At 67.6% G+C, this 24,568-nt stretch carries 20 protein-coding genes, 1 pseudogene and 1 riboswitch; of the genes and pseudogenes, 8 read left to right on the top strand and 13 right to left on the bottom strand.

Annotated elements, in window-relative coordinates; genetic code table 11:
• The first annotated feature begins 91 nt into the window (after positions 1–91).
• Positions 92–1,009, top strand: a complete 918-nt coding sequence (locus tag JF52_RS0107630; protein WP_033105664.1) for a DUF808 family protein — start codon at positions 92–94, stop codon at positions 1,007–1,009.
• 220 nt (positions 1,010–1,229) lie between these two features.
• On the opposite strand, the gene JF52_RS0107625 is transcribed toward JF52_RS0107630, so the two are convergent.
• Positions 1,230–1,817, bottom strand: coding sequence for a protein-L-isoaspartate O-methyltransferase family protein (locus tag JF52_RS0107625; RefSeq protein WP_033105663.1), 588 nt, complete (start codon positions 1,815–1,817; stop codon positions 1,230–1,232).
• A gap of 247 nt (positions 1,818–2,064) precedes the next feature.
• Between JF52_RS0107625 and JF52_RS0107620 the strand changes: the two genes are divergently transcribed.
• From JF52_RS0107620 to JF52_RS0107610, 3 genes are all read left to right on the top strand, one after another.
• The gene (locus tag JF52_RS0107620) at positions 2,065–3,822 is read left to right on the top strand and encodes an HNH endonuclease signature motif containing protein (protein WP_033105662.1); all 1,758 of its coding nucleotides are present in this window, start codon (positions 2,065–2,067) and stop codon (positions 3,820–3,822) included.
• A 128-nt stretch (positions 3,823–3,950) separates the two neighbouring features.
• Positions 3,951–4,079, top strand: a riboswitch (FMN riboswitch).
• Between the two features lie 74 nt (positions 4,080–4,153).
• Positions 4,154–4,870 (top strand): nicotinamide riboside transporter PnuC, encoded by a 717-nt coding sequence (pnuC, locus tag JF52_RS0107615; protein WP_033106452.1) that lies wholly within the window; start codon positions 4,154–4,156, stop codon positions 4,868–4,870.
• Positions 4,870–5,787 carry a J domain-containing protein gene (locus JF52_RS0107610; protein ID WP_033105661.1) on the top strand — a complete coding sequence of 306 codons (918 nt, stop codon included), beginning with the start codon at positions 4,870–4,872 and terminating at the stop codon, positions 5,785–5,787. Before pnuC ends, JF52_RS0107610 begins: the two co-directional genes overlap by 1 nt.
• A 27-nt stretch (positions 5,788–5,814) precedes the next feature.
• On the opposite strand, the gene pucL is transcribed toward JF52_RS0107610, so the two are convergent.
• The 9 genes and pseudogenes from pucL to JF52_RS0107570 form a co-directional block, all read right to left on the bottom strand.
• Positions 5,815–6,765 carry a factor-independent urate hydroxylase gene (pucL, locus tag JF52_RS0107605; protein ID WP_235272340.1) on the bottom strand — a complete coding sequence of 317 codons (951 nt, stop codon included), beginning with the start codon at positions 6,763–6,765 and terminating at the stop codon, positions 5,815–5,817.
• Positions 6,766–6,769: 4 nt separating this feature from the next.
• Positions 6,770–7,114 (bottom strand): hydroxyisourate hydrolase, encoded by a 345-nt coding sequence (gene uraH, locus JF52_RS0107600; protein WP_033105660.1) that lies wholly within the window; start codon positions 7,112–7,114, stop codon positions 6,770–6,772.
• The gene (gene uraD / locus JF52_RS0107595) at positions 7,111–7,608 is read right to left on the bottom strand and encodes a 2-oxo-4-hydroxy-4-carboxy-5-ureidoimidazoline decarboxylase (protein WP_033105659.1); all 498 of its coding nucleotides are present in this window, start codon (positions 7,606–7,608) and stop codon (positions 7,111–7,113) included. Before uraD ends, uraH begins: the two co-directional genes overlap by 4 nt.
• A gap of 147 nt (positions 7,609–7,755) precedes the next feature.
• On the bottom strand, positions 7,756–8,232 hold the full coding sequence (gene bcp, locus JF52_RS0107590) for a thioredoxin-dependent thiol peroxidase (RefSeq protein ID WP_033105658.1): 477 nt from the start codon (positions 8,230–8,232) through the stop codon (positions 7,756–7,758).
• A complete protein-coding gene (gene allB, locus JF52_RS17465) occupies positions 8,229–9,662 on the bottom strand; it encodes an allantoinase AllB (protein ID WP_052166935.1) in 1,434 nt (477 codons plus the stop codon). Before allB ends, bcp begins: the two co-directional genes overlap by 4 nt.
• Positions 9,663–9,680: 18 nt before the next feature.
• Positions 9,681–10,784, bottom strand: a pseudogene (locus JF52_RS17760) (glycerate kinase); the annotation flags it as partial.
• A gap of 1 nt (position 10,785) precedes the next feature.
• A complete protein-coding gene (gene gcl, locus JF52_RS0107580; protein ID WP_033105657.1) occupies positions 10,786–12,582 on the bottom strand; it encodes a glyoxylate carboligase in 1,797 nt (598 codons plus the stop codon).
• Between the two features lie 119 nt (positions 12,583–12,701).
• On the bottom strand, positions 12,702–13,580 hold the full coding sequence (locus JF52_RS0107575) for a 2-hydroxy-3-oxopropionate reductase (protein WP_033105656.1): 879 nt from the start codon (positions 13,578–13,580) through the stop codon (positions 12,702–12,704).
• Between the two features lie 51 nt (positions 13,581–13,631).
• Positions 13,632–14,435, bottom strand: coding sequence for a hydroxypyruvate isomerase family protein (locus JF52_RS0107570; RefSeq protein WP_033105655.1), 804 nt, complete (start codon positions 14,433–14,435; stop codon positions 13,632–13,634).
• 367 nt (positions 14,436–14,802) lie between these two features.
• On the opposite strand from JF52_RS0107570, the gene JF52_RS16510 reads away from it, so the two are divergent.
• The gene (locus tag JF52_RS16510; protein ID WP_160175044.1) at positions 14,803–15,678 is read left to right on the top strand and encodes an endonuclease domain-containing protein; all 876 of its coding nucleotides are present in this window, start codon (positions 14,803–14,805) and stop codon (positions 15,676–15,678) included.
• Between the two features lie 179 nt (positions 15,679–15,857).
• On the opposite strand, the gene JF52_RS0107560 is transcribed toward JF52_RS16510, so the two are convergent.
• The 3 genes from JF52_RS0107560 to aceB are packed head-to-tail and all read right to left on the bottom strand — an operon-like array spanning position 15,858 to position 19,612.
• Positions 15,858–16,700 (bottom strand): bifunctional allantoicase/(S)-ureidoglycine aminohydrolase, encoded by an 843-nt coding sequence (locus JF52_RS0107560; protein WP_152594839.1) that lies wholly within the window; start codon positions 16,698–16,700, stop codon positions 15,858–15,860.
• Between the two features lie 24 nt (positions 16,701–16,724).
• Positions 16,725–17,993: a DUF6986 family protein gene (locus JF52_RS0107555; RefSeq protein WP_033105653.1), complete on the bottom strand. Its 1,269-nt coding sequence runs from the start codon at positions 17,991–17,993 to the stop codon at positions 16,725–16,727.
• Positions 17,990–19,612: a malate synthase A gene (gene aceB / locus JF52_RS0107550; protein ID WP_033105652.1), complete on the bottom strand. Its 1,623-nt coding sequence runs from the start codon at positions 19,610–19,612 to the stop codon at positions 17,990–17,992. The genes JF52_RS0107555 and aceB overlap by 4 nt, the downstream gene beginning before the upstream one ends.
• Positions 19,613–19,751: 139 nt before the next feature.
• Between aceB and JF52_RS0107545 the strand changes: the two genes are divergently transcribed.
• From JF52_RS0107545 to xdhB, 3 genes are all read left to right on the top strand, one after another.
• Positions 19,752–20,507 carry an IclR family transcriptional regulator gene (locus JF52_RS0107545; protein WP_033105651.1) on the top strand — a complete coding sequence of 252 codons (756 nt, stop codon included), beginning with the start codon at positions 19,752–19,754 and terminating at the stop codon, positions 20,505–20,507.
• A gap of 211 nt (positions 20,508–20,718) precedes the next feature.
• Positions 20,719–22,185, top strand: a complete 1,467-nt coding sequence (locus tag JF52_RS0107540) for a xanthine dehydrogenase small subunit (protein ID WP_033105650.1) — start codon at positions 20,719–20,721, stop codon at positions 22,183–22,185.
• Positions 22,182–24,563, top strand: a complete 2,382-nt coding sequence (gene xdhB, locus JF52_RS0107535; RefSeq protein WP_033105649.1) for a xanthine dehydrogenase molybdopterin binding subunit — start codon at positions 22,182–22,184, stop codon at positions 24,561–24,563. The genes JF52_RS0107540 and xdhB overlap by 4 nt, the downstream gene beginning before the upstream one ends.
• The last annotated feature ends 5 nt before the right edge of the window (positions 24,564–24,568 follow it).

The following is a 24,568-nucleotide window of genomic DNA, read 5'->3' as shown; positions in this document are numbered from 1 at the left end:
TCGGGCATTCCGCACCACATCGAGGTTCCGGGCGACAGCGGCCAGGGCATCGGGCCAGTAGTGTTGCTTTCCTGAACATCTAGGGGGACGCATGTCGGTTGGTCTGCTCGCCGTCGTCGACGACATTCTGAGCGCTGCGATGAAGGCGTCGGCCAAGGCCGCGGGTGTCGTGATCGACGACGCCGCTGTCACTCCGCAGTACGTGCAGGGCATCTCGCCGGCACGCGAGCTGCCGGTGGTCGCGAAGATCACGCTCGGATCGCTCGCGAACAAGTTCGTGATCATCATCCCGATCGCACTGCTTCTGACCGCGTTCGCTCCGTGGGTGCTGCCGTTCCTCCTCATCCTCGGCGGCACGTATCTCTGCTTCGAAGGCGCCGAGAAAGTGCTGGAGTGGTTCGGGCTCAGCCACGGCCGCGCCGATGAGGGTGCGCGCAACGAGAACAAGCTCGTCTGGGGTGCGATCCGCACCGACCTCATCCTGTCGACCGAGATCATGCTCATCTCGCTGTCGAATCTCGAGGCCGGGCTCGACATCTGGATGACGCTCGCGATCCTCGCCGTGATCGCCCTGTTGATGACGGTCATCGTCTACGGCGCGGTCGCGCTGCTCGTGAAGATCGACGACATCGGTCTGAAGATGGCGAAGAACCCCTCGCGTCGCGTGCGCCACACGGGGACGCGGATCGTGCGTTCGATGCCGGCGGTGTTCCGCGTCATCAGCGTGGTCGGAACGGTCGCCATGTTGTGGGTCGGCGGCCACCTGCTGCTTGCGAACCTCGGCGAGGTCGGCTTGGTGTTCTTCAGCGACATGCTGCACGGCATCCAGGAATTCCTCGCGCCCGCCGGAGCAGTCATCGCGTGGATCGGCGAGACCTTCGTCTCAGCGGTGGCCGGGCTCGCCGTGGGACTCGTGGTCGTCGGGATCGTGCTTCTGATCGGACGGATGCTGGGCAAGGAGCCGAGCTTCCATGAAGGCGAGGAATCGCCGGCGACGGTGGGCGCGTAGTTCGCGATCTCGGCGGAGGGCTTTTCCGGCGGTGGGTGCGGGCGTAGCCTCGCGGAGCGGCGTGTGCGGGCCGCGGTCGCTGCGGGTGGGCGCATCGCTGCCGACGACCCCGCACCCCAATCGTGGACGATCGCGTCGCCGGACAATCACGGCGTTGACATCGCGGGCTGGGCGGACCTGGAGGCGTGATGCGCTCGCGTCTCTCGTGCCGGTCATCGTCTCAGACGAGAGGGACGAAGCTGTAGATCCCGGCATCCGCCCGTCTGTGCGGGAGGCCGTCACGCATGTCGACCACTGTCATCAGCCCTGCGATCGGCGCGACGAGGCGTCCGCCTTCGGCGAGTTGAGCCTCCAGCTGTGTCGGAACTGTCGCCGCCTGCGCTGAGACGAGGATCCGGTCGAACGGCGCTTCGTCGGGAAGGCCGAGGACACCGGGGACGGCTTCCCTGATCTCGGCGCGTGTTCCGGTCTCCGCGAGCCGCTCATTTCCGTACTCGACCAACTGCGGGACCAGCTCGACGCCGATGACGGCGCCCTCGTCGCCGGCCAGAACGCTGAGAATGGCGGTGGTCCACCCCGAACCGCTTCCCACATCGAGCACGCGGTCACCTGATTGCACGTCGAGCAACTCGAGCATCCTGGCCACCGTCGACGGCTGCGAGTTCGTCGCGTTCCAGCCGATCATCACCGGATGGTCGGCGTCTGCCAAGTGGCGCACTTCGGGAGGCAGGAACTCTGCACGCGGGGTGGATGACATGGCGGCGCGCACGCGGGCTTCTGTTGCGGGATCCACCCTGATTCCGGCCATGATCCGAACGTACGCCGGAGGACGGCGGGGCACCAGGTGACGTCGGTGTCAGTGACGCCCGAAGGCTCGGGTGCCTCGCGTTTGCGGCGCGCCGCTCGCCGCTCGCCGCTCGCACTGTCAGTTTTCGAGCGCCGATCGTGTGCGCACTCTTCCTCCACGGGTGTGGGGTTTCGGGTGGTTGTGCACAGTTCGTGAAGGTGGTCTGATCTGGGGTTTGAATGTCGGTGGCCCCTTGTTGAATGGGGGTATGAGATCACTGGCGGAGGAGTTGGAGGGCATCGATCGGTTGTTGGCCGATGCGATGGGCTCCTCTGGTGCGGGTGGTGATCTTCGCGTCGCTGACGACGCCGAGCTTCTGGATGTGGTTCGGGTGTTGGGGCGTGTGCAGCGGCGGTTGGGTGGGGCGGTCGTCGCGGTCACGGATCAGGTGGTGGGGCGGGATCAGTGCGAGCGTGGCGGGCGGTTGTCGACGCGGGCGGGATGCCGTGATGCGGCCGAACTGCTGCGGCGCACCCTTCTCGTGGATGGGCCTGCCTCGCGCCGGTATGTGGCCGCCGCGGGGGCGGTGCACCGTGAGGTCGACATCACCTCTGGTGCGTTGCTGCCGGGGAAGTTCCCCGAGCTCGCGGTCGCGTTGGCGGACGGGGTGCTGTCGGTGGGCGGGTTCCTGGCATGCACGGTCCCGTTGAGGAAAGCGGCGCGGATCGGGGTCGCGGATCGGTTGGCTGCGGATGCGGTGCTGGCCAGGTTCGCAGCCGGGCTGCCGCTGGATGGCACGGTGACGGTAAACGCTGAGCGGGCGCCGTTGCCGACGGTGGATGAGCTTGCCGCCCTGGCCGCGCATATCATCGCGAGGTTGGATCCGGATGGGGCGGAGCCGTCGGATCGTGCGGGCAAGCGGCGCAGGTTCTTCACGATCGGGAAACTCCGTGACGGGTCGGTGCCGGTGCGGGGCGAGGTGTTGCCGGAGGTCGCAGCACAGTTGCAGAAACTCATCGATTCGCTGTTGAACCCGAAAGCCGAAGACAAAGGCAGCAGCAGTACGGTGCGCTTCCGACCCTCAGACGACAGCGGCGACGGCAGCCGCAGCGCCGACGATCGCGACGGCAGCCGCAGCGGCGACGATCGCGACGGCAGCAGCGCCGATAGCGACGGCAGCGGCGATGACGAGCCCAACGGCGGTCGCGGCAGCGGCGGGGAGACCGGCGGCGCCCGCGAGGGCAGCGGCGACGATCGCGACGGCGGCAGCGGCGATGACTGGTTCGATGCGAAGTACTCCAGCAGCGCCGAGTACGGTGCTGGCGAAGACGTCTCGGATCGTGTGGACGGGCTCCCCGAGCACAAGGCGAAATCGCCGCCGGTGGAGTTGGCGGACATGCGCACGCACGCGCAGAAACGTCACGACGCGTTCGCGACCGCCCTGATGGTCGCCGCGGCCTCCGGAGGCATGCCCACCTTGGGTGGTGCGGCACCGACGCTGGTCGTCTCCGTCACCGCAGAGGACTACACGAACCGCACCGGGCGGGCCAGAGTCGAAGGCACCGGCTACGACGTCCCCCTCGGGGCGGCCGATCACGCCGGGTGTGCGGGCGGGATCCAGCGGGTGCTGTTCGACGACAAGGGTGCGATCGTCGCGATCAGCACCAGCGCGCGGTTGTTCACCGCGACCCAACGGCGGGCGATCGTGCTCAGAGACCGCGAATGCCTCATCCCCGGCTGCGACGTCCCCGCCGACTGGTGCGAGATCCACCACGTGCAAGAACACGCCCGCGGAGGGCCCACCCACACCTCTAACGGGGTTCCGTTATGTTGGCACCACCATCACACCCTCGATGAGGGCATCTGGAAGATCCGCATGCGAAACGGCCTCCCCGAAATCCGCGGACCCGGCTGGTGGGACCCCTACGCCAAATGGCGATCCCCCCACCTCGACTACCAAGCCGTCGACGAAGCCCTCGACCACGAACGCCACACCGAACCCGAATCCACATGGAACACCCCGTGACAGCGTCTCGACGCATTTCCGTATCGACCCGGTCGGCGACCCGCCGACGGCATCCGATCGCTTCGACCTGACCGTCCCGGGCTGAACGACCTCCTCCCCGACCTCGGGTAATGTTCCACCTGAACACACATGTGCTCCGGGGTCGGTGAAATTCCGAACCGGCGGTCATAGTCCGCGACCCGCAGCTCCTCGGAGCGGCGGTTGAACCGGTGGAACTCCGGTACCGACAGTCAAAGTCTGGATGGGAGAAGCACAGCGTGAGCTATGCGCGGCGACGCGCATGGAAGAGCGCAGCATCCTCCTCGGCAGCATCCATGCCGAACGGAGAACGATGGACATCCTGCGCTGGCTGGTCGACGCCTTCAACTCGCAATGGGTGCTGCCCGGCGGGCAGAGCCTGCTCATCCGCGAAGTCGTCGGTAACGTCTTCGGCCTCGCCAGTGCCCTCGGCGGCATGCGCCGCAAGATCTGGGCCTGGCCGGTCGGCATCGTCGGCAATCTGCTGCTGCTGACGGTCTTCCTCGGCTCCATCCTCAACCCAGCCCATTCGCTGCCGAACCTGCTCGGCCAGGCCGGCCGCCAGATCATGTTCATCGCGGTCGCGGTCTACGGCTGGATCCGCTGGCGCCAGGCATCCGCAGGCGGCGGGCAGGTGACTCCACGCTGGGCACCGAACAGCGCACGCGTCGGACTCGTACTCGTCATGATCATCGGAACGATCGCTCTGACGCCCCTGTTCCGTCTGCTCGGCTCGTGGGAACCGGTCTGGGCGGATGCCTGGACCTTCGTCGGATCGCTGCTCGCGACCTACGGCATGGCGAAGGGCTGGACCGAGTTCTGGCTGATCTGGATCGCCGTCGACGTCGTCGGCGTGCCACTGCTCTTCAGCTCCGGGTACTACGCCACCGGCTTCATGTACGTGTTCTACGGCGTCTTCACCGCCGTCGGATTCGTCGTCTGGTGGCGCGCGCACGCGAACGCCAAGCCGAAGATCGACACGATCATGCCCGACCCGCGCATAGCGAGGACCGACCAGAATGGAGAGTGATGTTCGACAGCCCGCTCTCCGCCTCGGCCTACGAGGTGCTCGGCGTCGACCCCACCGCCACCGCTGACGAGATCAAGCGCGCGTTCCGCCTGCGCTTGCGCCAGACGCATCCGGATGCGGGCGGCGATGCTGCCGCGTTCAACCAGGTGCAGCGGGCGTGGGAACTGGTCGGCACGGTCGAAGCCCGCGCCGCCTACGATCGCGGCCACGGCTTCTCGGCCGACGAGGTGACCTGGAGCGGTTGGCAGGCGCCTCCTGCCCGCACCGACACCCGTCCGAAGGCACGCTCCTATGGACACCCGGGCGGTTGGCGTCGCGAGCGCTACCTGTCATTGATCCGCGAATGGGCGGGCCACGGCGTCGAAGTTCCCGACCCTTACGACCCGGCGCTCGTACGCTCAGCACCGCATGAACTGCGCCGAATGCTCGCCGACGCCCTCGCCGAAGAGGAGACCGCGCGCACCGTTTCCGACCTCGGCATGGGCTTCACCGTGTGGCACGACGTCGCGACCGGCCCGGAGCCCGACGCGAAGCTCGATCACGTCATACTCAGCCCGTCCGGCCTGTACGGCGTGCTGTCCGAGGACTTCGGCGAGGTCGTCCGCTTCCGACGCGGCGAGATCATCGGCCCGGCCGTCGACGGCGCCGCACCCATCGCCGCTCTCCTCGCCCGCATGCGCGTCGTCGCACGTTCGGCCCGTGTCCGCTTCGGCGGAGCGATCGTCGTGCTGCCCGACGACGACCTCGACCAGGCAATCACGCCCCTCGGGAAGGTGCGCGGCGTCCCTGTGGTCGTCGTGCGCCGCAGCGCGCTGCACACCGTGCTGCGCCAGGGCGTGCCGGGCGCGCGCGACATCGGCGGCAACGAGCTGTTCGATGTGCGCACGCGCCTGCAGCACGCCGTGCGATTCGTCTGAGCGACGGGCTCAGATCGAGCCGAGCGCTCAGCAGAACGAGCTGACCGCCTCCCATGCCGACGCCACCTCGGCCTGACCCTCACGGGTCACGGCCGCTTCGATCAGGCCGTACGAGCGATCGGAGGCGAAGAACACCTCGTTGGGGTTGTCGAGACCGTACGGTTCGAGATCGACGACGAAGTGATGCTTGTTGGGCATCGAGAAGCGGATCTCCGCGATCTCAGGATGCGCTGCGAGCACCGCACGGCCCATATCGAACAGCGTCGCCTGCAGCGCAGCCGAGTATTGCCGCGTGAACTCCTCCAGCAGGATGCGCTTCACGTCCGCGTAGATCTCATTGAAGTCCAGATCGCGAGCATCGGCATCCTGGGCGTACCGCCAGCGCGCCGAGACGTCGGTGGCGAGGATGCGGTCGGTGGTCTCCTTGAGCGACGTGTATCGGTCCTTCGGGAACCCGACGAATCCGGACTGCGTGGTCTTGAGCACCGTCAGTCCCTTCAGCCCGGCGATGATGTGCCGCTCCGCCCCCCCGGCGACGACGACGGCCGTGCGCGTCTCTTGCCCCGAGCGGACGAAGGAGTGGTCGTGCCCTTCGCCGTCGACCTGGATCCGGTCCCACGCGTAGCTCTCCGCGAGCCAGCGACCGCCCTTGACCCAGTCGAACGAGCTCGTGAAGTGATCGGAGAGCCGCAGCAGGAACGCCTCGGGCGAACCGATCCCCTCCCGCGCGAAGCAGAACACGGTGTTCTTCTGGGTGTCGGTAGCGACGACGTGACCGTTGTCGCCGTCGAGGTGCGCGGCCTGGAAGTCGCCGCGCAACTGCGAAGTGACATTGAGGTCCTCGATCGAGTGCCGGTCACCGTCTCTGGTGACCTTGACGACGCGGACCTCGGCCTTGCCGTACTGGTTCGGGCCGAGAATGATGCCGTCGTCCGGCGTCGCGGTGGAGGTCTCGGTGCGGGTCATGATGTCGGTCATCGTTCTAACTTCCTCGGTAGGTCGAATATGCGAAGGGGCTCAGCAGCAGCGGCACGTGATAGTGACGCTGCTCGTCATCGACGACGAACGTGAGCACGACTTCGGGATAGAAGGTGGGGGTGTCGGTGCGGGCGAAGTACCCGCCGGTGTCGAAATGGAGCCGGTAGGTGCCGGCGGGCACGACCTCGGGGCCGAGCTGCTTGGCGCGGCCGTCGGAATCCGTGACGCCCTCGGCGAGCAGCATCCACTCACCGTCTCTGAGAGCGGAGAGCACCACCGTGACGCCCGGTGCCGGAAGCCCCTGGACGGCATCGAGCACGTGGGTCGTGATGTGCGACACAGCAGTCATGCGGTGATGGTTCCTCTCAGTCGGAGCAGTGCGATCTCTCGCAGTTGCCCGGCGATGATCCGCTCTTCCGAGGCTGGATCGTGCTGCAGACGTTCCCGCAGACTCGACAGGATCTCGCCCGCCGATCGCCCGGCCGCGCGGATCAGGAAGACCCGGCCGAAGCGCTCCTCGTACGCGAGGTTGCCGTCGCGAAGCGCCTGCTGCACGTCGGCATCGGACGGGTCGACCCCGGCCTGCTCGGAGCGCGACAGCGTCGCCTCCCTGCTGTCGCCCCCCGCACGTTCACCGATCCGAGGATGGTGCGCGAGAGCCGAATCGATCTCCTCGGCCGTGAATGGATCGGCGGCCTGCGCCGCCTCCGTCACGAGAGAATCGACCGACTCGTACGGACGGCGATCGACGATGTCTTCACACCATCGCGTCACATCGATGCACGGCCTGAGCGCGGCGACAGCGTCGCCTCGCTCCGCCAGATTGAATTGCTCAAGCAACATCGCTTGATCTCTTTCTCTTGCGTGCTGGCATCCACGGTGTAAGGAATACGAGCGAATGTCTCTCGTATCGTGGAACTGTTATTTCAGCATACGACAATCATAGAACGGGATGCTGGAGCTGGCAAGCCCTGCACCCCAGTTCAGCGGTCATTTCAGCAGTTCGTCCCTGAGCCGCGCGACGTGCCCCTCAGGGTTCACGTTGTACTCCACGGACGAGATGACCCCGTCGGCGTCGATCACCACCGTCGTGCGGATCAGGCCGTCGAACGTGCGGCCGCTCACGGTCTTCTGACCCCACGCACCCCATTCCTTCGCGACAGCGGAATCCTCGTCGGACAGCAGCGGGAAGCTCAGCTGTTCGGCCTCCGCGAACTCCGCGAGCTTCGAGACCGGATCGGGCGAGATCCCGAGCACTGTGTACCCAGCACCCTGGAACGACCCGAGGTTGTCGCGGAAGTCGCACGCCTCGGTTGTGCAGCCAGGCGTGAACGCCGCCGGATAGAAGTAGACGATGACTGGTGCACCGCGCAGCTCGGACAGCGTGCGCTGGGTTCCGGATGCATCGGTGAGCGTGAAGTCCGGAGCCTTCTGGCCGACCTCGAGCTCTTCGGTTGAGTTGATCATGCGGTTTCTCCATTCTCGATAGGTTCGGCGGTTCTCCGACTGGCCGGGTCTTCCCGTCGCAGCAGCCGGCCGCGAGGGGCGTCGCTCTCGACCCGCGCTCCGGCGAGGTAGGTCGTTCGCACGATACCCGTGAGCTGCTGGCCGTCGTAGGGGGTGATCGGATGCCGGTGCGCAAGGCGCTTCGCATCGACGGTGAACGTCTCCTCCGGGGCGAAGACGGCGAAATCGGCCGCGCCGCCCTCGATGATGCGGCCCTTGTCGACCAGACCGACTCTTGCCGCCGGTTTCTCGGCCATGAGCGACACGACCTGCTCGAGCGAGTACCCGCGCTCGCGCGCGTGCGTCCACACGAGCGGGAGCCCCAGCTGCAGTGACGCGATGCCGCCCCACGCCAGCGAGAAGTCACCGTCGCCGGCGAACTTCATCTCAGGCGTCGACGGCGAATGATCGGAGACGATGTAGTCGATCGTCCCCTCCGACAATCCGCGCCACAGCTCGTCGCGATTGTCGCCCTCGCGAATCGGCGGACAGCATTTGAATGCTGTGCTCCCGTCGAGGATGTCTTCGGCGGTGAGTGTCAGATAGTGCGGGCAGGTCTCCACCGTGAGGTCGACGCCATCGGCTCGAGCCGCCGCGATCCGTCCGAGCGAGTCGCCATTGGAGAGGTGCAGGATGTGTGCGCGTATGCCGGTGTCGGCCGCGCCCTGGATCACCTCGGCGATCGCCGCATCCTCCGCCGAGCGCGGGCGCGAGGCGAGGAACGGCGCGTATTCGCGGCTCCCCGGCTGCACCGACTCCTCGATGATGTGCGCATCTTCGGCGTGCACGACCAGCAGCGAGTCCAGCCCTGCGAGCACCGCCATCGCGTCGCGCATCTCGACGACAGACACCTCAGGGAACTCATCGACCCCGGAGGGAAGCAGGAAGCATTTGAACCCGTAGACGCCCGCGTCGTGCAGTGGAGCGAGCTCGGCGATGTTGCCGGGGATCACCCCGCCCCAGAATCCGACGTCGACGAAGACGCGCCCCTCCGCCACGGCGCGCTTCTCATCGAGCGCAGCGACCGAGACGGTGGGAGGGATGCTGTTGAGCGGCATGTCCACGATCGTCGTGACCCCACCGGCCGCGGCCGCCCTCGTGGCGGATTCGAAACCCTCCCACTCGGTGCGACCCGGTTCGTTGACGTGCACGTGCGTGTCTACCAGGCCGGGCAGGAGCACCTCGTCCGCGGCGAGTTCGACGATCCGGGCGGCGCTGAGCCCGGCATCCGCAGGAGCGACCTTGGCGATTCGGCCGTCGCGCACCCCGATCTCAGCGGAGGTGATCGCACCGTCGATCAGGGCGCGACCGCGAAGAACGAGGTCATAGCGGTGCGCGCCTGCAGTATCGGGTCCTGCAAGATCGAGCTCTGCAAGATCGAGCTCTGCGATGATCGTGCGCACCAAGCCCTCGGCGAGCTCTTCAAGCAGCGGACCGGCCTCAGCCATGCTGCGCTCGGCGTCTGGTTCGAGCTCGGACAGTGCGCGAGCTCCGGCGAACCCGGCGTCCGCAATCGCATCGGCGGACAGCGTCGTCCGCCCGCAGACCGCGTACACCGGCAGGCCGGCAGCGGCCGCCGCACGTGCGACGCCGACCGGGGTCTTGCCCATCAGGCTCTGCTCGTCGAGGCTGCCCTCGCCGGTGATGACGGCATCCGCCCCCTCCATCTGGGAGGCGAGGCCTGTCATTTCGAGGACGACGTCGACTCCCGCGCGCCTGGTCGCGCCGAGCGCTATGGCGGCGAATCCCACGCCGCCGGCGGCACCAGCCCCCTCTCGGGAAGCGGCGTCGGCCGCAGCGACAGGGAACCCGCCCGCGGCAGAAAGCACCTCGACCAACCGCGCAAGACCCGCCTCGAGCGTCGCGACGTCGTCGGCACTCGCGCCCTTCTGCGGCCCGAACACCTCTGCAGCGCCGGTCGGCCCGGTGAGCGGATTGTCCACGTCGCTCGCCAGGATGATCTCGGCGTCGCGCAGCCGTGCATCCAACCCACTCACGTCCACGGAGTCGAGGCGCGCGAGTGCCCCGCCACCCGCCCGCAGTTCTGAACCGTCCGCGTCGAGGAACCGCACGCCGAGCCCCTGCAGCAGACCGGCCCCACCGTCGGTGGAAGCGCTGCCTCCGATTCCGAGCACGATGCGTCGGCATCCGGCATCCAGAGCCGCGCGGATGAGCTGGCCGGTGCCGAGACTCGTCGCCCCGAGCGCATCCTTACGGCCACCGGGTAGCAAGTCGAGGCCAGAGGCGCGCGCCATCTCGACGACCGCTTCTTCACCGCGCACCGCGAACTCCGCCTCGATCCGCGCACCGGTCGGTCCGGCGACCAGAGCAGTACGGGAGGAGAATCCTGCGGCGAGCACGGCATCCAGAGTGCCCTCACCGCCGTCGGCGACCGGAACGGTCACGACCTCGATCGTCGGGTCGGCGCGCCGCGCTCCCGAGGCGACCCTTTCAGCCACCTCGGGAGCCGTCAGCGACCCTTTGAACTTGTCGGGGGCGATGACCAGACGCATCTCAGACCTTCGCGAGCGAACGGATAGCGGTCGGAGCATCCTCGGATGTGACGGCGAGCTCGCCGAACTCGTTGACGTTGTCGAGTTCGGTGCCCATCGGAATGTTCGTCACGCGCTCGAGGATCGCTTCGACCACGACGGGAACCTGATACTGCTCGATGAGAGACCGCGCCTCAGCGAATGCCGCGGCGAGGTCTTCGGGGCGCTCGACGCGGATCGCCCGGCATCCGAGTCCCTCTGCGACCTTGACATGATCCACACCATAGCCGTTCGCCGTGCTGCCCTCCACGTGCGGGGAGTTGATGTTCTCGAACGCCAGCGACACCTCGAAGTCCATCTCGAAGCCGCGCTGGGCCTGGCGGATCAGCCCGAGATAGCTGTTGTTCACGACGACGTGGATGTACGGCAGCTTGTGCTGCGCCCCCACCGCGAGCTCTTCGATCATGAACTGGAAGTCGTAGTCGCCCGACAGTGCGACCACGGTCTCGCCCGGCTTGCCGCGGACGACACCGAGAGCGGCAGGCCCCGTCCATCCGAGCGGACCGGCCTGCGCCGCGTTGATCCACTTGCGCGGACCGAACACATGCAGCAGTTGCGCGCCGGCGATCTGCGACAGCCCGATCGTCGTGACGTAGGTGGTGTCCTTGCCGAAGGCGCGATTCATCTCCTCGTACACGCGTTGCGGCTTCATCGGCACGTCGTCGTAGTGCGTCTTGCGCTGCAGCGTGGCCTTGCGCTCGCGGCTCTCATCGGCCCATGCCGAGTAGTCCGGCAGGGTTCCCGACATGCTCCGCTCGCGCGCTACTTCGAGGAACGCGTCGAGGGCGGCACCGGCATCCGACACGATCCCGAGGTCAGGCGCGAAGACGCGACCGATCTGCGTCGGCTCGATGTCGACGTGCACGAACGTACGCCCCTCGGTGTACTTGTCGACGCTGCCGGTGTGGCGGTTGGCCCAGCGATTGCCGATGCCGATCACGAAGTCCGACGCCAGCAGCGTCGCGTTGCCGTAGCGGTGCGAGGTCTGAAGACCCGCCATCCCGGCGTTCAGCTCATGATCGTCGGGGATGGTTCCCCAGCCCATCAGAGTCGGGATGACCGGGATGCCGAGCACCTCCGCGAGCTCGACCAGCTGAGCGGACGCGCCGGCGTTGATGATGCCGCCACCCGCGACGATGACCGGATGCGCGCTCGCGGTCAGCATGTCGATCGCCTTCTCGGCCTGACGGCGCGAAGTGACGGGCTTGGCGATCGGCAGCGGCTCGTAGGCGTCGATGTCGAACTCGATCTCGGTCTGCTGCACGTCGATCGGCAGGTCGATGAGCACCGGACCAGGCCGCCCCTCGCGCATCAGCTGGAACGCCTTCTGGAAGGCACCGGGAACCTGAGCACCCTCCATCACGGTCATCGCCATCTTCGTGAGGGGCTTGGCGATGGTCTCGATGTCGACGGCCTGGAAGTCTTCCTTGTGCAGCTTCGCGACGGGCGCCTGGCCGGTGATGCACAGGATCGGCAGCGAATCGGCCCAGGCCGCGTACAGCCCCGTGATCATGTCGGTTCCGGCGGGGCCGGAGGTGCCGATGCAGATGCCGATGTTGCCGTCGGCGGCGCGGGTGTAGCCGTCGGCCATGTGGGCTGCGCCCTCGACGTGGCGGGCAAGGGTGTGCCGGATGCCGCCGTTGGCGCGCATCGCGGAATAGAAAGGGTTGATGGCGGCCCCTGGCAGGCCGAACGCCTCGATGGCGCCCTCCTTCACCAGGATGGCCACGGCGGCATCTGCCGCGCGCATGCGAGTCATGAGATTCTCCTTGAGAGTGATCGGTCCCTGAGCCTGTCGAAGGTCCCTGAGCCTGTCGAAGGTCCCTGAGCCTGTCGAAGGGCCCGACGCTTTGACAGGCTCAGCGGTCGGGGTGCGGGTCAGGCGCGACCGGCGAAGGCCGCGGTCAGCTTGAACAGCCCGGAGTGGTCAAGGCCGGCGTCGCCCTGCTGCACGGCGGAGCCGACGAGCTGGGCCACGTGGGCGCCGAGCGGGATGGTGATGCCTGCCTGTCGTGCGGCGGCGGTGATGATGCCCATGTCCTTGTTGTGGAGGGCGAGGCGGAATCCGGGCGAGAAGTCGCGATCGAGCATCTTCTGGCCCTTCTGGTCGAGCACCTTGGATCCGGCGAGTCCGCCGCCGAGCACCTTGAGCGCAGCATCCGTGTCGACGCCGAATGCCTCGAGGAAGATGATGGCCTCGGCCAGCGCCTGGATGTTCACGGCGACGATCAGCTGGTTGGCCGCCTTCACCGTCTGCCCGGCGCCTGCAGGCCCGACGTGCACGATGGTCTTGCCGACCGACTCGAGCACCTTCAGAGCGTCGGCGAAGTCCTGTTCGGTGCCGCCGACCATGATCGACAGCACGGCGTCGATCGCACCCTGCTCACCCCCCGAGACGGGAGCGTCGACGGCGCGGAGGCCCGCGGCGATCGCCTCGTCGGCGAGCTCCTTCGCGACGTCGGGGCGGATGCTGGATGCGTCGATCCACAGCGCTCCCTTCTCGGCGTGCGCGAAGATGCCCTCTTCGCCGCGGACGGCGGCTGCGACATCAGGGGAGTCCGGCACCATGGTGATGATGACGTCGGCGCCCTTGACTGCCGCGGGGATGCCGTCGGCGCCCTGGCCGCCCGCGGCGACGAGTTCGTCGATGCGGTCTTTGCTGAGGTTGTAGCCGGTGACCGAGTGTCCTGCGGCGATGAGGTTCTTGGCCATGGGAAGGCCCATGATGCCGAGGCCGATGACTGCGATGCTGCTCATGATGATTCCTTCGTGTGATGCGGCGACGATGCCGCGGAAGTGGATGTGTTCTCAGCGCGTTCTGCCGGCGGCTGCTGCCGCCCATGCGAACGCGGTCTCGATGGGCGCCTTGTACTCGAGGCCGATGTAGCCGGAATAGCCGAGCTCTTGGCTGCGTGCGATCCAGGTGTCGATGGGTAGGGCGCCCGTTCCGGGGGCGCCGCGGCCGGGCGCATCCGCGATCTGGATGTGACCGAACGATGCGGCGTGCTCTTCGATGACCTGGGGCACATCGTCGCCGTTCACGGCGAGGTGGTAGAAATCGGCGAGCAGGGCGAGGTTGCGCGCGCCGGTCGAGGTGCGGACGTGGTCGATGACGTCCAGAGCGTCCGCCGCAGTGCGCAGCGGGTACCGCTCTGCGCCGCTGACCGGCTCGACGAGCACGGTGCCCCCGACTGTCCCGACGGCTTCGGCCGCGGCCGCGAGGTTCTCGATCGCCACGGCATCCTGAGCGGCGGGATCGACCCCGTCGATGCGGTTGCCATACAGCGCGTTGAAACCCTTGGTGCCGAGTTCGCGTGCGATGCCGACCACGACGGCCAGGTTGTCGCGGAACTCTTTGCCGCGTGCGGGCCACGAGACCAGTCCGCGGTCGCCGTTCGGCATGTCGCCGGCGTTGAAGTTGAGGCCGGTCAGCTGCACGCCTGCGTCGCGGATGGCGGCGATGAACGCGTCGACCTCGTGGTCGAGCGGTACAGAGGTGGAGAACGGCCACCAGAACTCGACCGCGTCGAATCCGGCGGCCTTCGCCGCGGCGGGGCGCTCGAGCAGCGGGAGCTCGGTGAGAAGGATCGAGCAGTTCACCGTGTACGTCATTTCGACTCCTTCGTCTTGTTTGTGTCTTTCCGTATTGTGGAAGAAAACTTCTGCTACACGAAAGTCTACGGCGCGCCGGGCGAGGTGTCAACGATGGGATCCGTCAGGCGCGGGTGGCTGAGCGCGGGTGGCGCGCGCCGCCTGCATTGCCGGAACGCTTTCGCGGGTTCATCGCGTCTCGAACCCGCGAAAGTGTTCCGGTACGACCGCGGGCGGGATGTAGACGACTCTTCCTGCACGAGATGAGCAGAGGCGGGGGTTGCTCACATTCTCGGAGAACTCGGGATGCCGTGTCGCGCAGCTCCGTCAATATCGACGGATGCGACACCGTGTCAGACTTCCCCGCCGACTGGGCGACAGGTTCTCCGTGCGCACTGCGGAAGCCGTCGGCCTCCGCCCCGGCCGGTACAGCACTCCCGATCTGCACCGGCCGTTCCGCGGCATCCGCTCGGTCGAGGTGCCGACGACGTTCCATGACTTCGTCGACTGTTACGTGCCACGACTGAAGCCGGCCCAGCGATTCGGGGGCATGACGGCAGCCCGCGACTGGGGCCTGCCGATGCCGACGAAATGGACGTCGAAGGAACCGCTCGACATCTTCGTACCGTGGTCAGGGGCTCCGCCGAAGACACCGGGAGTCCGCGGTCGGCGCATGCGCGAGGATCGCGCTGAGACCCGCACCCTCCGCGGACACCCTGTCATCGATCCAGTCGCCGCGCTCTTCACCTGCGCTGCGACCCTGACCGTGACGCAGGCGGTCATCGTGCTCGACGCACTGCTGACAACGGCATCCAACTATCCCGATCTCGGGCCGGGGAGGCCGCTCAGCACGCGCTCCGAGATCACCCGTCGGCTTGAGGAATGGGAGAGGTTCCGCGGGCGCGCGACGATTCGCGCTGCGCTGCCGCAGGCTCGTGAACTCGTCGAATCTCCGAAGGAGACCGAGACCCGGCTGCTGCTCATCGACAGCGGGCTGCCCGAGCCCGTCGTGCAGCACGAGGTGTGGGTCGACGGGCAGTTCCTCGGACGCACCGACCTCGCATATCCGGAGTGGAAGATCGCGTTCGAGTACGAGGGAGACGGCCATCGTACGGACAAGGACCAGTGGCGCAAAGACATCCAGCGGCAGCGCTGTCTCGAAAGCGCGGGCTGGATCGTCATCCGCCTCACCCAGGCCGACCTCGATGAGCCCGAACTGCTGATCGCTCGCGTCCGGAGCGCGATCGCCTCACGTAGCAAGTGACCCGCGCCGCCCGCCCGCCGTCGCCCAGATCCGCCCGCCCGCCGGGACGCGGGAAGAGTTTCCTGGGTTCCGCCGCGAACGAACCCGGGAAACTCTTCCCGCATCTGCCATTCGGCGGCCTGGCGACGGTCGAGAGCTCGCCCGGCTCGCACCGGGCGCGCGGTGCGCCGGGCGCGCCCTCACCCCCAGGGACGCGGATCCCCGCCGCGGGTCAGCATGACCTGGCGGTTGACGTCCTTGTACAGCAGATAGCGGAACGGCCCTGGTCCGCCCGCGTAGCAGGCCTGCGGACAGAACGCGCGCAGCCACATGAAGTCGCCGGCCTCGACCTCGACCCAGTCATCGTTGAGGCGATAGACGGCCTTGCCCTCGAGCACGAAGAGGCCGTGCTCCATGACGTGCGTCTCGGCGAAGGGGATCGATCCTCCGGGCTGGAAGGTCACGATGTTGACGTGCATGTCGTGCGACAGATCATCCGGATCGGCGAAGCGCGTCGTCGCCCATGCCCCGTCGGTGTCCGGCATCTCACGCGGCGTGACGTCCTGATCGCGCGTCACGAACGACTTCGGCAAGGCGATGCCTCCCGCGCGCTCGTAGGCCTTGCGGATCCAGTGGAACGACGTCAGCTCCGCACCCTCGTTGGCCAGCGACCACGTCTCCCCGGGTGCGAGGAACGCGTAGCCGCCCTCGGCGAGCACATGTCGCTGTCCCGCGATCGTCACCGTCAGCTCGCCTGCGGTCACGAACACCACGCCCTCGACGCCCGCCTCGGGTTCGGGGTGGGAAGCGCCGCCGCCCGGCTGGATCTCGACGATGAGCTGCGAGAACGTCGTGGCGAATCCGGCGATCGGGCGGGCGATGATCCACGAGCGCGTCTTCGTGAAACCCGGCAGGTTGCTCGTGACGATGTCGCGGAAGACGCCCTTGGGGATGACCGTGTACGCCTCTTTGACGATGGCGCGATCCGTGAGCAGCGTGGTCTGGTCCGGCAGGCCGCCGGCCGGTGTGTAATAGCTCATGATTCTCCTTCGAATTCTGGGGGCGCGTCAGGCGCGCGCGAGCGCGTGGTCTGAGAGCCTGGGATGAGCGAGCGCGGTGAGCGCGTCGACCCGGATGCCGATGTCCGCAGCCACCTCGTCGGCGTCGATGGCTCCGCACTGCACGCCGCGGAGCACGAACCACGCCAGCGCCCGCGCAGTGGCCGGCTCGTCCATGACGGCACCCTCCTCTTGCGCGAGGTACGTGCGCAGCCGCGATGCCGAGTCCGGGTAGCCGTGTCGGTAGAAGGCGTACGTCGCGAGATAGCGCGTCGGCAGCTGATGCGGGTGCAGGTCCCAGCCCTGGTAGAAGCCGCGTTCGAGCGAGCGCCGCACGAGTCGCGCGTGCAGCGACCATGCCTCCGCCGCGCGCTCGCCCACCGGCAGGATGTTGGTCGAGCCGTCAGAGAGTCGGATGCCGGTGCCTGCGACCGCGAGCTGCATGACCTGCTTCGCGAGATCGGCGGCCGGATGCTCCATCGACTGATACTCCGCGGCGATGCCGAGCGAGGCACTGTAGTCGTAGGTGCCGTAGTGCAGACCAGAGATGCGGCCCGGGGCGACGACGGGCAACTGCGCCAGCGGCGAGCGCCCGTCGGCCCCGAGCACGAGCTGGGGCGTCTCGACCTGCACTTCGAAGCGCAGACGTCCGGCATCCAGTCCGTGTGCACGCTCGAGAGCCGCCACGGCGATGACCATCGCCTCCACCTGCGCGGTCGTCGTCACCTTCGGCAGGGTGAGCACCAGTCCGTCGGGCAGACCGCCGGCCTCGAGCAGACCGCCGATGAACCGATCGAGAGTGCGAAGGCCGCGGGCACGCGTCGGCTTCTCGAAGCATTTGAAGCGGATGCCGATGAAGGGCGGAGCCGACCCGGATGCCACGGCATCCGACACCTTCGACGCGGCCATCGCGACATCCGCGTCTTCGACGTCGCCGCGATCACCGTAGCCGTCTTCGAAATCCAGCCGCAGATCCTCGATCGGTTCGGTCGAGAGCTTGCGCGCCACCCGACCGGCCACTTCGCCGATGAGACCGGGCTCGATTCCTACCTGCGCGGCGAGGGCCTCCATCCCACCTGCTGCCTCGACAGCGGCGAGCGCCTGCGCACCCCACTGCGCGGCGAAATCCGGCGTGAACTGATCCGCGGGAACGTAGACCGTGTGCACCGGCTGGCGCGCACCGCTGTCTCCCGGGTAGACGGTGTCGAGAAGGTCGTCGGTCGTGGCGAGGTGTTGATCGATCCTCGCCAGGTCGTCGTCGCTGAGTCCACTTCTCATGCGTCCACCCTTGCCGCGGCATCCGTGAGCAGCTCATACGCCGGCAGCGTCAGGAAGTCGACGTACTCGTCATCGAGGCAGATCTGCGAGACCAGGCGAGCCGCCGGCTGGTAGTACTGCTCGAAGTCCGCGTCGCTCACTCCGGCGGCGAGCTTCGCGACCTCTTCGGCCAGCAGACGCTGCACGAGATCCGCGGTCACCGCCTCTCCGGTGTCGGCGAGCACGGTGCCGTTGCGCAGCTGCTGCCAGATCTGCGAACGCGAGATCTCGGCGGTCGCGGCATCCTCCATGAGGTTGTTGATCGCGACGGCGCCATTGCCGGAGAGCCACACCGCGGTGTACGTGACGGCCACGGCGAGGTTGGTGCGCAGACCGGCTTCGGTCGCGCTGCCGGATGCCGACGCCACATCGAGCAGGTCGTCAGCGGCGACCGAGACTTCAGGACGCTGGCGATCGAGCTGGTTGGGACGCTCGCCGAGCACCCCGTCGAACACCTCGCGGCAGATCGGCACGAGGTCGGGATGCGCGACCCAGGATCCGTCGAAGCCGTCACCGGCCTCACGCGTCTTGTCGGCACGGACCTTGTCGAAGGCCGCCTTGGTCGCCTCCACATCGTTGCGGTTCGGCACGAATGCAGCCATGCCGCCCATCGCGACGGCACCGCGCCGGTGGCAGGTCTTCACGAGAAGCTCTGTGTAGGCGCGCATGAACGGTGCGGTCATCGCGACATCCGCACGGTCGGGCAGGGTGAACGCCTCACCCTGGTCGCGGAACACCTTGATCAGGCTGAAGAGGTAGTCCCAGCGTCCGGCGTTCAGGCCCGAGGCGTGGTCGCGCAGCTCGTAGAGGATCTCGTCCATCTCGAAGGCCGCAGGGATCGTCTCGATCAGCACCGTGGCGCGGATCGTCCCCTGGGGGATGCCAAGAGCATCCTGAGCATGCACGAACACATCGTTCCACAGACGCGCTTCGCGGTGGCTCTCGAGTTTGGGCAGGTAGTAGTACGGGCCGTGCCCGTTGGCGATGAGCTGGCGGGTGGTGTGGAAGAAGTGCAGCCCGAAGTCGACGAGCGACGCGCTCGCACGTTCGCCGTCGATCAGCACATGGCTCTCGGAGAGGTGCCACCCGCGCGGGCGGGCGACGACGGTGGGGCGATGCACATCCGTGCGCAGCGCATACGGCTTGCCGGCGGGCGAGGTGTACGCGAGCGTGCCTCGGGCGGCATCACGGAGGTTCCGCACGCCCTCGACGACGTTCTCCCAGGTGGGGCTCGAGGCGTCCTCGAGGTCGGCCAGCCAGACGCGAGCCTCGGAGTTCAGGGCGTTGATCGCCATCTTCGCAGGTGAGGCGGGGCCGGTGATCTCCACTCGGCGGTCCTGCAGCGCAGCCGGCGCCGGGGCGACCTGCCAGTCCCCTTCGCGGATGTGCGCGGTCTCGGGGAGGAAGTCGAGATGCCCGGTGCGGGCGACCTGGTCACGGCGCAGCTGGCGGGCGACGAGCAGTTCGCGCCTGCGGGTGTCGAACTCACGGTGCAGGTCTTCCACGAAACGGAGTGCCTCTGCGGTGAGGATATCGTCCGCCGCGTCGATGCGGGGCTGACGTGTGATCTGGATGGTCATGCGACCCCTTCTGTCATGTGGATAATAACCTCCACAATACGGAAGTTTCAAGAGCGCATGCGATTCGTTGATGGGATAGCCTGATCGGGAAGTCGTTTCCACCATGTGGATAAGTGTGTCGAATTCGAGAGGTCTCTCAATGCCCGCAGCAGCATCCGACGGAGTGAAGTCCGTCACTCGCGTCTTCGATCTGCTTGAACTCATCGCCGACGCCGGGGGCGACGTCACCCTCAGTGAGCTCTCCGCATCCGCCGAACTGCCGCTGCCCACGATCCACCGCCTGCTGCGCACGCTCGTCTCTCTCGGATACGCCCGTCAGCTCGCGAACAGGCGCTACGCGCTCGGACCGCGGCTCGTGCGACTCGGCGAAGCCGCCAACCGCAAGTTCGGTCGGATCGCGATGCCGCAGCTCAAGGACCTCGTCGAGCGCCTGGGCGAGACGTCCAACCTCGCCACGATCGACGGTGACCGCGTGATCTACGTGTCGCAGGCGCCGTCTCCGCACGCGATGCGCATGTTCACCGAAGTGGGCCGCCGCTCGTACCTGCATTCCACCAGCGTGGGCAAGGCGATCCTCGCGCAGATGAGCGACGACGCCGTACGCGAAATCGTCTCGCGCACCGGGATGCCGCGTGACACCGAACGCTCCATCGGGACCGTCGATGCCCTGCTCGCAGACCTCGCGCTGACGCGTGAGCGCGGCTACGCGATCGATGACGAAGAACAGGAGATCGGCGTGCGCTGCTACGCCATGGCCGTGCCGGACATGCCCACCCTCACCGCGGTCTCGGTGTCGGGCCCCGTCGCCCGCGTCGACGAGGGGTTCGCCGAGCGGGCCATCCCCGTGCTGCGCGAGGTCGTCGCCGAGATCTCCGCGCTCTCCAGCACGTCCTGAGCCGATCTCGCCCCGTCGGGCGGAGATTCTGATGCACTTGACCGCACCGGACGCGCGGCCTATCCTTTCCATGGAACAGAATAGTGTTTCCGAATACTGGAAACAGGACAATCTGTTTGGCCCCCACCCGGCAGCGTCGGGCGCTTAGACTCGCATCATCGGCTCTCGGCGCCCGTACACGCAACACCGCCGGATCTGAGGAGATCCACCTATGAATGACATCGCCGTCAACGTCAACGGGAAGAGCCGCCCCCTCGCGGGCACCCCGTCGCACACCACCGCCCTGGACTGGCTTCGCGGAGCCGGACTCTCCGGCGCCAAGGAAGGCTGCGCCGAGGGAGAGTGCGGTGCCTGCGCCGTCATGCTCGCCACTCCTACGCCCGAAGGCGGCACGGCCTGGACGCCGGTGAACTCCTGCCTCGTGCCGGTATACGCACTGAACGGTCAGGAGGTCGTCACCTCTGAGGGTCTTGGCAGCCCCGATGCACTGCATCCTGTCCAGGAGAAGCTCGCCGAGGCCGGCGGCTCGCAGTGCGGCTACTGCACGCCGGGTTTCGTCTGCAGCATGGCAGGCGAGTACTACCGCGACGGTCGCGAGGCTGTGGACGAGAGCACCGACGAGGACTGCCCCGTTCACGACGCCGAGCACGGCCCGAACGGCTTCGACCTGCACGCGCTCAGCGGAAACCTCTGCCGGTGCACCGGCTACCGCCCGATCCGCGACGCCGCGTACGCGCTGGGTTCGCCCGAGAGCGACGACCCGCTGCTGCAGCGCCTTGCCGACCCCGCGCCCGTCCCGGTCGCCACAGCCGCGACAGTCGACGGCTCGCGCTTCATCCGTCCGGCATCCTTCGACGAGACCCTGCGTCTGATCCGCGATGAGCCGGATGCTCTGCTCGTCGCAGGTTCCACGGATTGGGGCGTCGAGGTGAACATCCGTGGCTCGCGCGCGCCCCTCGTCGTCGCGATCGAGCACCACGAGGAACTGCGCACGCTCGCCGTCACCGACGACGAGATCGAGATCGGCGCCGCCCTGCCGCTCTCGGAGATCGAATCGCGCCTCGGCGGCACGGTGCCGCTGCTCGCACAGCTGTTCCCGCAGTTCGCCTCCCGGCTGATCCGCAACCGCGGCACCATCGGCGGAAACCTCGGCACCGGATCGCCGATCGGCGACACTCCCCCCGCGCTGCTGGCCCTCGGAGCCCGTGTGGTGCTGGCATCCGCAGACGGCGAGCGCGAGGTCGACCTGGCCGAATACTTCACCGGCTATCGCCAGTCGGTAAGACGTCAGGACGAACTCATCCGGGCCGTCCGCATCCCCCGGCCGCTCGCAAAGGTGACCTCGTTCCAGAAGATCGCCAAGCGCCGCTTCGACGACATCTCCAGCGTCGCGGTGGCGTTCGCGCTCGACATCGAAGGCGGCTCAGTCACGGCGGCGAAGATCGGGCTCGGCGGCGTGGCCGCCACACCGTTGCGCGCCCGCGCGACCGAGGAGGCCCTCGTCGGACAGCCGTGGAATGTCGCCACGGTCCGCGCAGCATCCGCAGTGCTCGGCAGTGAGGGCACGCCGATGTCGGATCACCGCGCGAGTTCGGAGTACCGCGCGCTCATGCTCAACACCGCGCTGCTCAAGCTCTACAGCACGACAGTGATCAACAACAAGGAGGTGCCGGCATGAGTGCTCTCGCCGACCGTCCGGAAGGCCCCGTCGTCGGAAAGCCCGCCCCGCACGAGAGCGCCGCCCTGCATGTGACGGGCGCCGCCATGTACACCGACGATCTCGCCGCGCACACGGCCGGCGTGCTCACCGCGTGGCCGGTGCAGTCCACGAACGCGCACGCCAAGGTCACGATCGACGTCTCCGGCGCATACGAGGTGCCGGGTGTCGTCCGCGTGCTCACCGCCGCCGACGTCCCCGGCGTCAACGACGCAGGCATCAAGCACGACGAGCCGTTGTTCCCCGATGAGGCGATGTTCTACGGCCACGCCCTGGTGTGGGTGCTCGGCGAGACGCAGGAGGCCGCCCGCCTCGGCGCCGCCGCCGTCAAGGTCGAATACGAGCCGCTTCCGTCGCTGATCACGATTCAGGATGCCGTCGACGCCGGATCCTTCCAGGGCACAGCCCGCACGGTCGAGCGCGGGGACGCGGCATCCGCTCTGGCCTCGTCTGCGCACGTCTTCGAAGGCGAGACGGAGTTCGGCGGTCAGGAGCACTTCTACCTCGAGACGCAGGCGTCGTTCGCGACGATCGACTCGGAGGGCCAGTACTTCGTGCAGTGCTCGACGCAGCATCCGTCCGAGACGCAGGAGATCATCGCCCACGTGCTCGATCTCTCCTCGAACCAGGTCACCGTGCAGTCGCTGCGCATGGGCGGCGGGTTCGGCGGCAAGGAGATGCAGTCGCACGGTTTCGCGGCGATCGCCGCGCTCGGTGCCAAGCTCACCGGGCGGCCGGTGCGGCTGCGCCTGAACCGCACGCAGGACATCACGATGACCGGCAAGCGGCATCCTTTCCACATCTCGTGGAAGGTCGGCTTCGATTCCGACGGTCTGCTGCAGGGCCTGGATGCCGTGCTCACCTGCGACGGTGGATGGAGCCTCGACCTGTCCGAGCCGGTGCTCGGCCGCGCGCTCTGCCACCTCGACAACGCGTACTGGATCCCCAACGTGCACGCGCTCGGCCGGATCGTGAAGACGCACAAGGCGTCGAACACGGCGTTCCGCGGATTCGGCGGCCCGCAGGGCGTCTTCCTCATCGAGGACATCCTGGGCAGAGTCGCGCCCGCGCTCGGCATCGACGCGCTCGCGCTGCGCGAGAAGAACTTCTACCAGCCTGGTCAGAGCACGCCGTACGGTCAGCTCGTGAAGGATGCTGATCGCCTCGGCACCATCTGGAATCAGCTGCACGACGAGGCAGACGTCGACGAGCGCCGCGCCGAGATCGCTCGGTTCAACGCTGGTAGCCCGCACGCCAAGCGCGCACTCGCGATGACGCCGATCAAGTTCGGCATCTCGTTCAACTTCGCCGCCTTCAACCAGGCCGGTGCCCTGGTGCACGTCTACAAGGACGGCTCTGTGCTGATCAACCACGGCGGCACCGAGATGGGTCAGGGTCTGCACACCAAGATGCTGCAGGTCGCCGCGACCGCACTGGGCCTCGAGATGCATCAGGTGCGCCTAGCTCCGACCCGCACCGACAAGGTGCCCAACACGTCGGCCACGGCGGCATCATCCGGAGCCGACCTCAACGGCGGTGCCGTCAAGAACGCGTGCGAGCAGATCAGGGAGCGGATGGCCGCGGTCGCCGGGCGGCTGCTGAACGTCGACGAACGCGATGTGCGCTTCTCCGGCGGCCTGATCACCGGCCTCGGCAACACGTCGCAGACCCTCACCTTCGCCGAGGTGGCCGAAGCCGCCTACCTGCAGCGCGTGCAGCTGTTCGCCGCCGGCTACTACCGCACCGAGGGTCTGCACTGGAACCCCGAGATCATGCAGGGCTCCCCTTTCAAGTACTTCGCCTACGGGAGCGCGGCGACCGAGGTCGAGGTCGACGAGTTCACCGGTGCGTACACGGTGCGCCGCGTCGACATCGTGCACGACGTGGGCGACTCGCTCTCGCCGATGCTCGACATCGGACAGGTCGAGGGCGCGTACGTGCAGGGCGTCGGCTGGCTGACGCTCGAAGAGCTGCGCTGGGACACCAGCGACGGTCCGAACCGCGGCCGCCTGCAGACGCAGTCCGCATCGACGTACAAGCTTCCCAGCTTCTCGGAGATGCCTTCGGAGTTCAACGTCCGACTGTTCGAGAACGCGCGCGAGGACGGCGCGGTGTATGGCTCCAAGGCCGTCGGAGAGCCGCCGTTCATGCTCGCGTTCAGCGCGCGTGAGGCGATCCGCGAGGCCGTCGGCGCGTTCGGGCCGCAGGGCCACATGGTCGAACTCGGTTCCCCTGCGACGCCGGAAGCCGTCTTCTGGGCGGTCCGCGCCGTGCAACAGGCCGCGGCAGAGGCGGCGCCCGCTCGCGCCGGCGCCCACGAGCTCGCCGCCGTTCGCTGATCGGA

The sequence above is a fragment of the Microbacterium profundi genome, from assembly GCF_000763375.1.
GTDB classification, from domain to species: domain Bacteria; phylum Actinomycetota; class Actinomycetes; order Actinomycetales; family Microbacteriaceae; genus Microbacterium; species Microbacterium profundi.
The sequence above is the reverse complement of the archived record's forward strand: the minus strand, read 5'-3'. Positions and strand labels throughout refer to the sequence as shown.

Excerpts from the sequence above, each read along its gene's own strand:
- JF52_RS0107610 (WP_033105661.1), top strand. The coding sequence starts at position 4,870 with ATGTTCGACAGCCCGCTCTCCGCCTCGGCCTACGAGGTGCTCGGCGTC.
- uraH (WP_033105660.1), bottom strand. The coding sequence starts at position 7,114 with ATGACTGCTGTGTCGCACATCACGACCCACGTGCTCGATGCCGTCCAG.
- uraD (WP_033105659.1), bottom strand. The coding sequence starts at position 7,608 with ATGTTGCTTGAGCAATTCAATCTGGCGGAGCGAGGCGACGCTGTCGCC.
- JF52_RS0107545 (WP_033105651.1), top strand. The coding sequence starts at position 19,752 with ATGCCCGCAGCAGCATCCGACGGAGTGAAGTCCGTCACTCGCGTCTTC.
- aceB (WP_033105652.1), bottom strand. The coding sequence starts at position 19,612 with ATGACCATCCAGATCACACGTCAGCCCCGCATCGACGCGGCGGACGAT.
- xdhB (WP_033105649.1), top strand. The coding sequence starts at position 22,182 with ATGAGTGCTCTCGCCGACCGTCCGGAAGGCCCCGTCGTCGGAAAGCCC.
- pucL (WP_235272340.1), bottom strand. The coding sequence starts at position 6,765 with ATGACCGACATCATGACCCGCACCGAGACCTCCACCGCGACGCCGGAC.
- JF52_RS0107630 (WP_033105664.1), top strand. The coding sequence starts at position 92 with ATGTCGGTTGGTCTGCTCGCCGTCGTCGACGACATTCTGAGCGCTGCG.
- gcl (WP_033105657.1), bottom strand. The coding sequence starts at position 12,582 with ATGACTCGCATGCGCGCGGCAGATGCCGCCGTGGCCATCCTGGTGAAG.
- JF52_RS0107555 (WP_033105653.1), bottom strand. The coding sequence starts at position 17,993 with ATGAGAAGTGGACTCAGCGACGACGACCTGGCGAGGATCGATCAACAC.
- JF52_RS0107540 (WP_033105650.1), top strand. The coding sequence starts at position 20,719 with ATGAATGACATCGCCGTCAACGTCAACGGGAAGAGCCGCCCCCTCGCG.
- JF52_RS0107570 (WP_033105655.1), bottom strand. The coding sequence starts at position 14,435 with ATGACGTACACGGTGAACTGCTCGATCCTTCTCACCGAGCTCCCGCTG.
- pnuC (WP_033106452.1), top strand. The coding sequence starts at position 4,154 with ATGGACATCCTGCGCTGGCTGGTCGACGCCTTCAACTCGCAATGGGTG.
- bcp (WP_033105658.1), bottom strand. The coding sequence starts at position 8,232 with ATGATCAACTCAACCGAAGAGCTCGAGGTCGGCCAGAAGGCTCCGGAC.
- JF52_RS0107575 (WP_033105656.1), bottom strand. The coding sequence starts at position 13,580 with ATGAGCAGCATCGCAGTCATCGGCCTCGGCATCATGGGCCTTCCCATG.
- JF52_RS0107625 (WP_033105663.1), bottom strand. The coding sequence starts at position 1,817 with ATGGCCGGAATCAGGGTGGATCCCGCAACAGAAGCCCGCGTGCGCGCC.
- JF52_RS0107620 (WP_033105662.1), top strand. The coding sequence starts at position 2,065 with ATGAGATCACTGGCGGAGGAGTTGGAGGGCATCGATCGGTTGTTGGCC.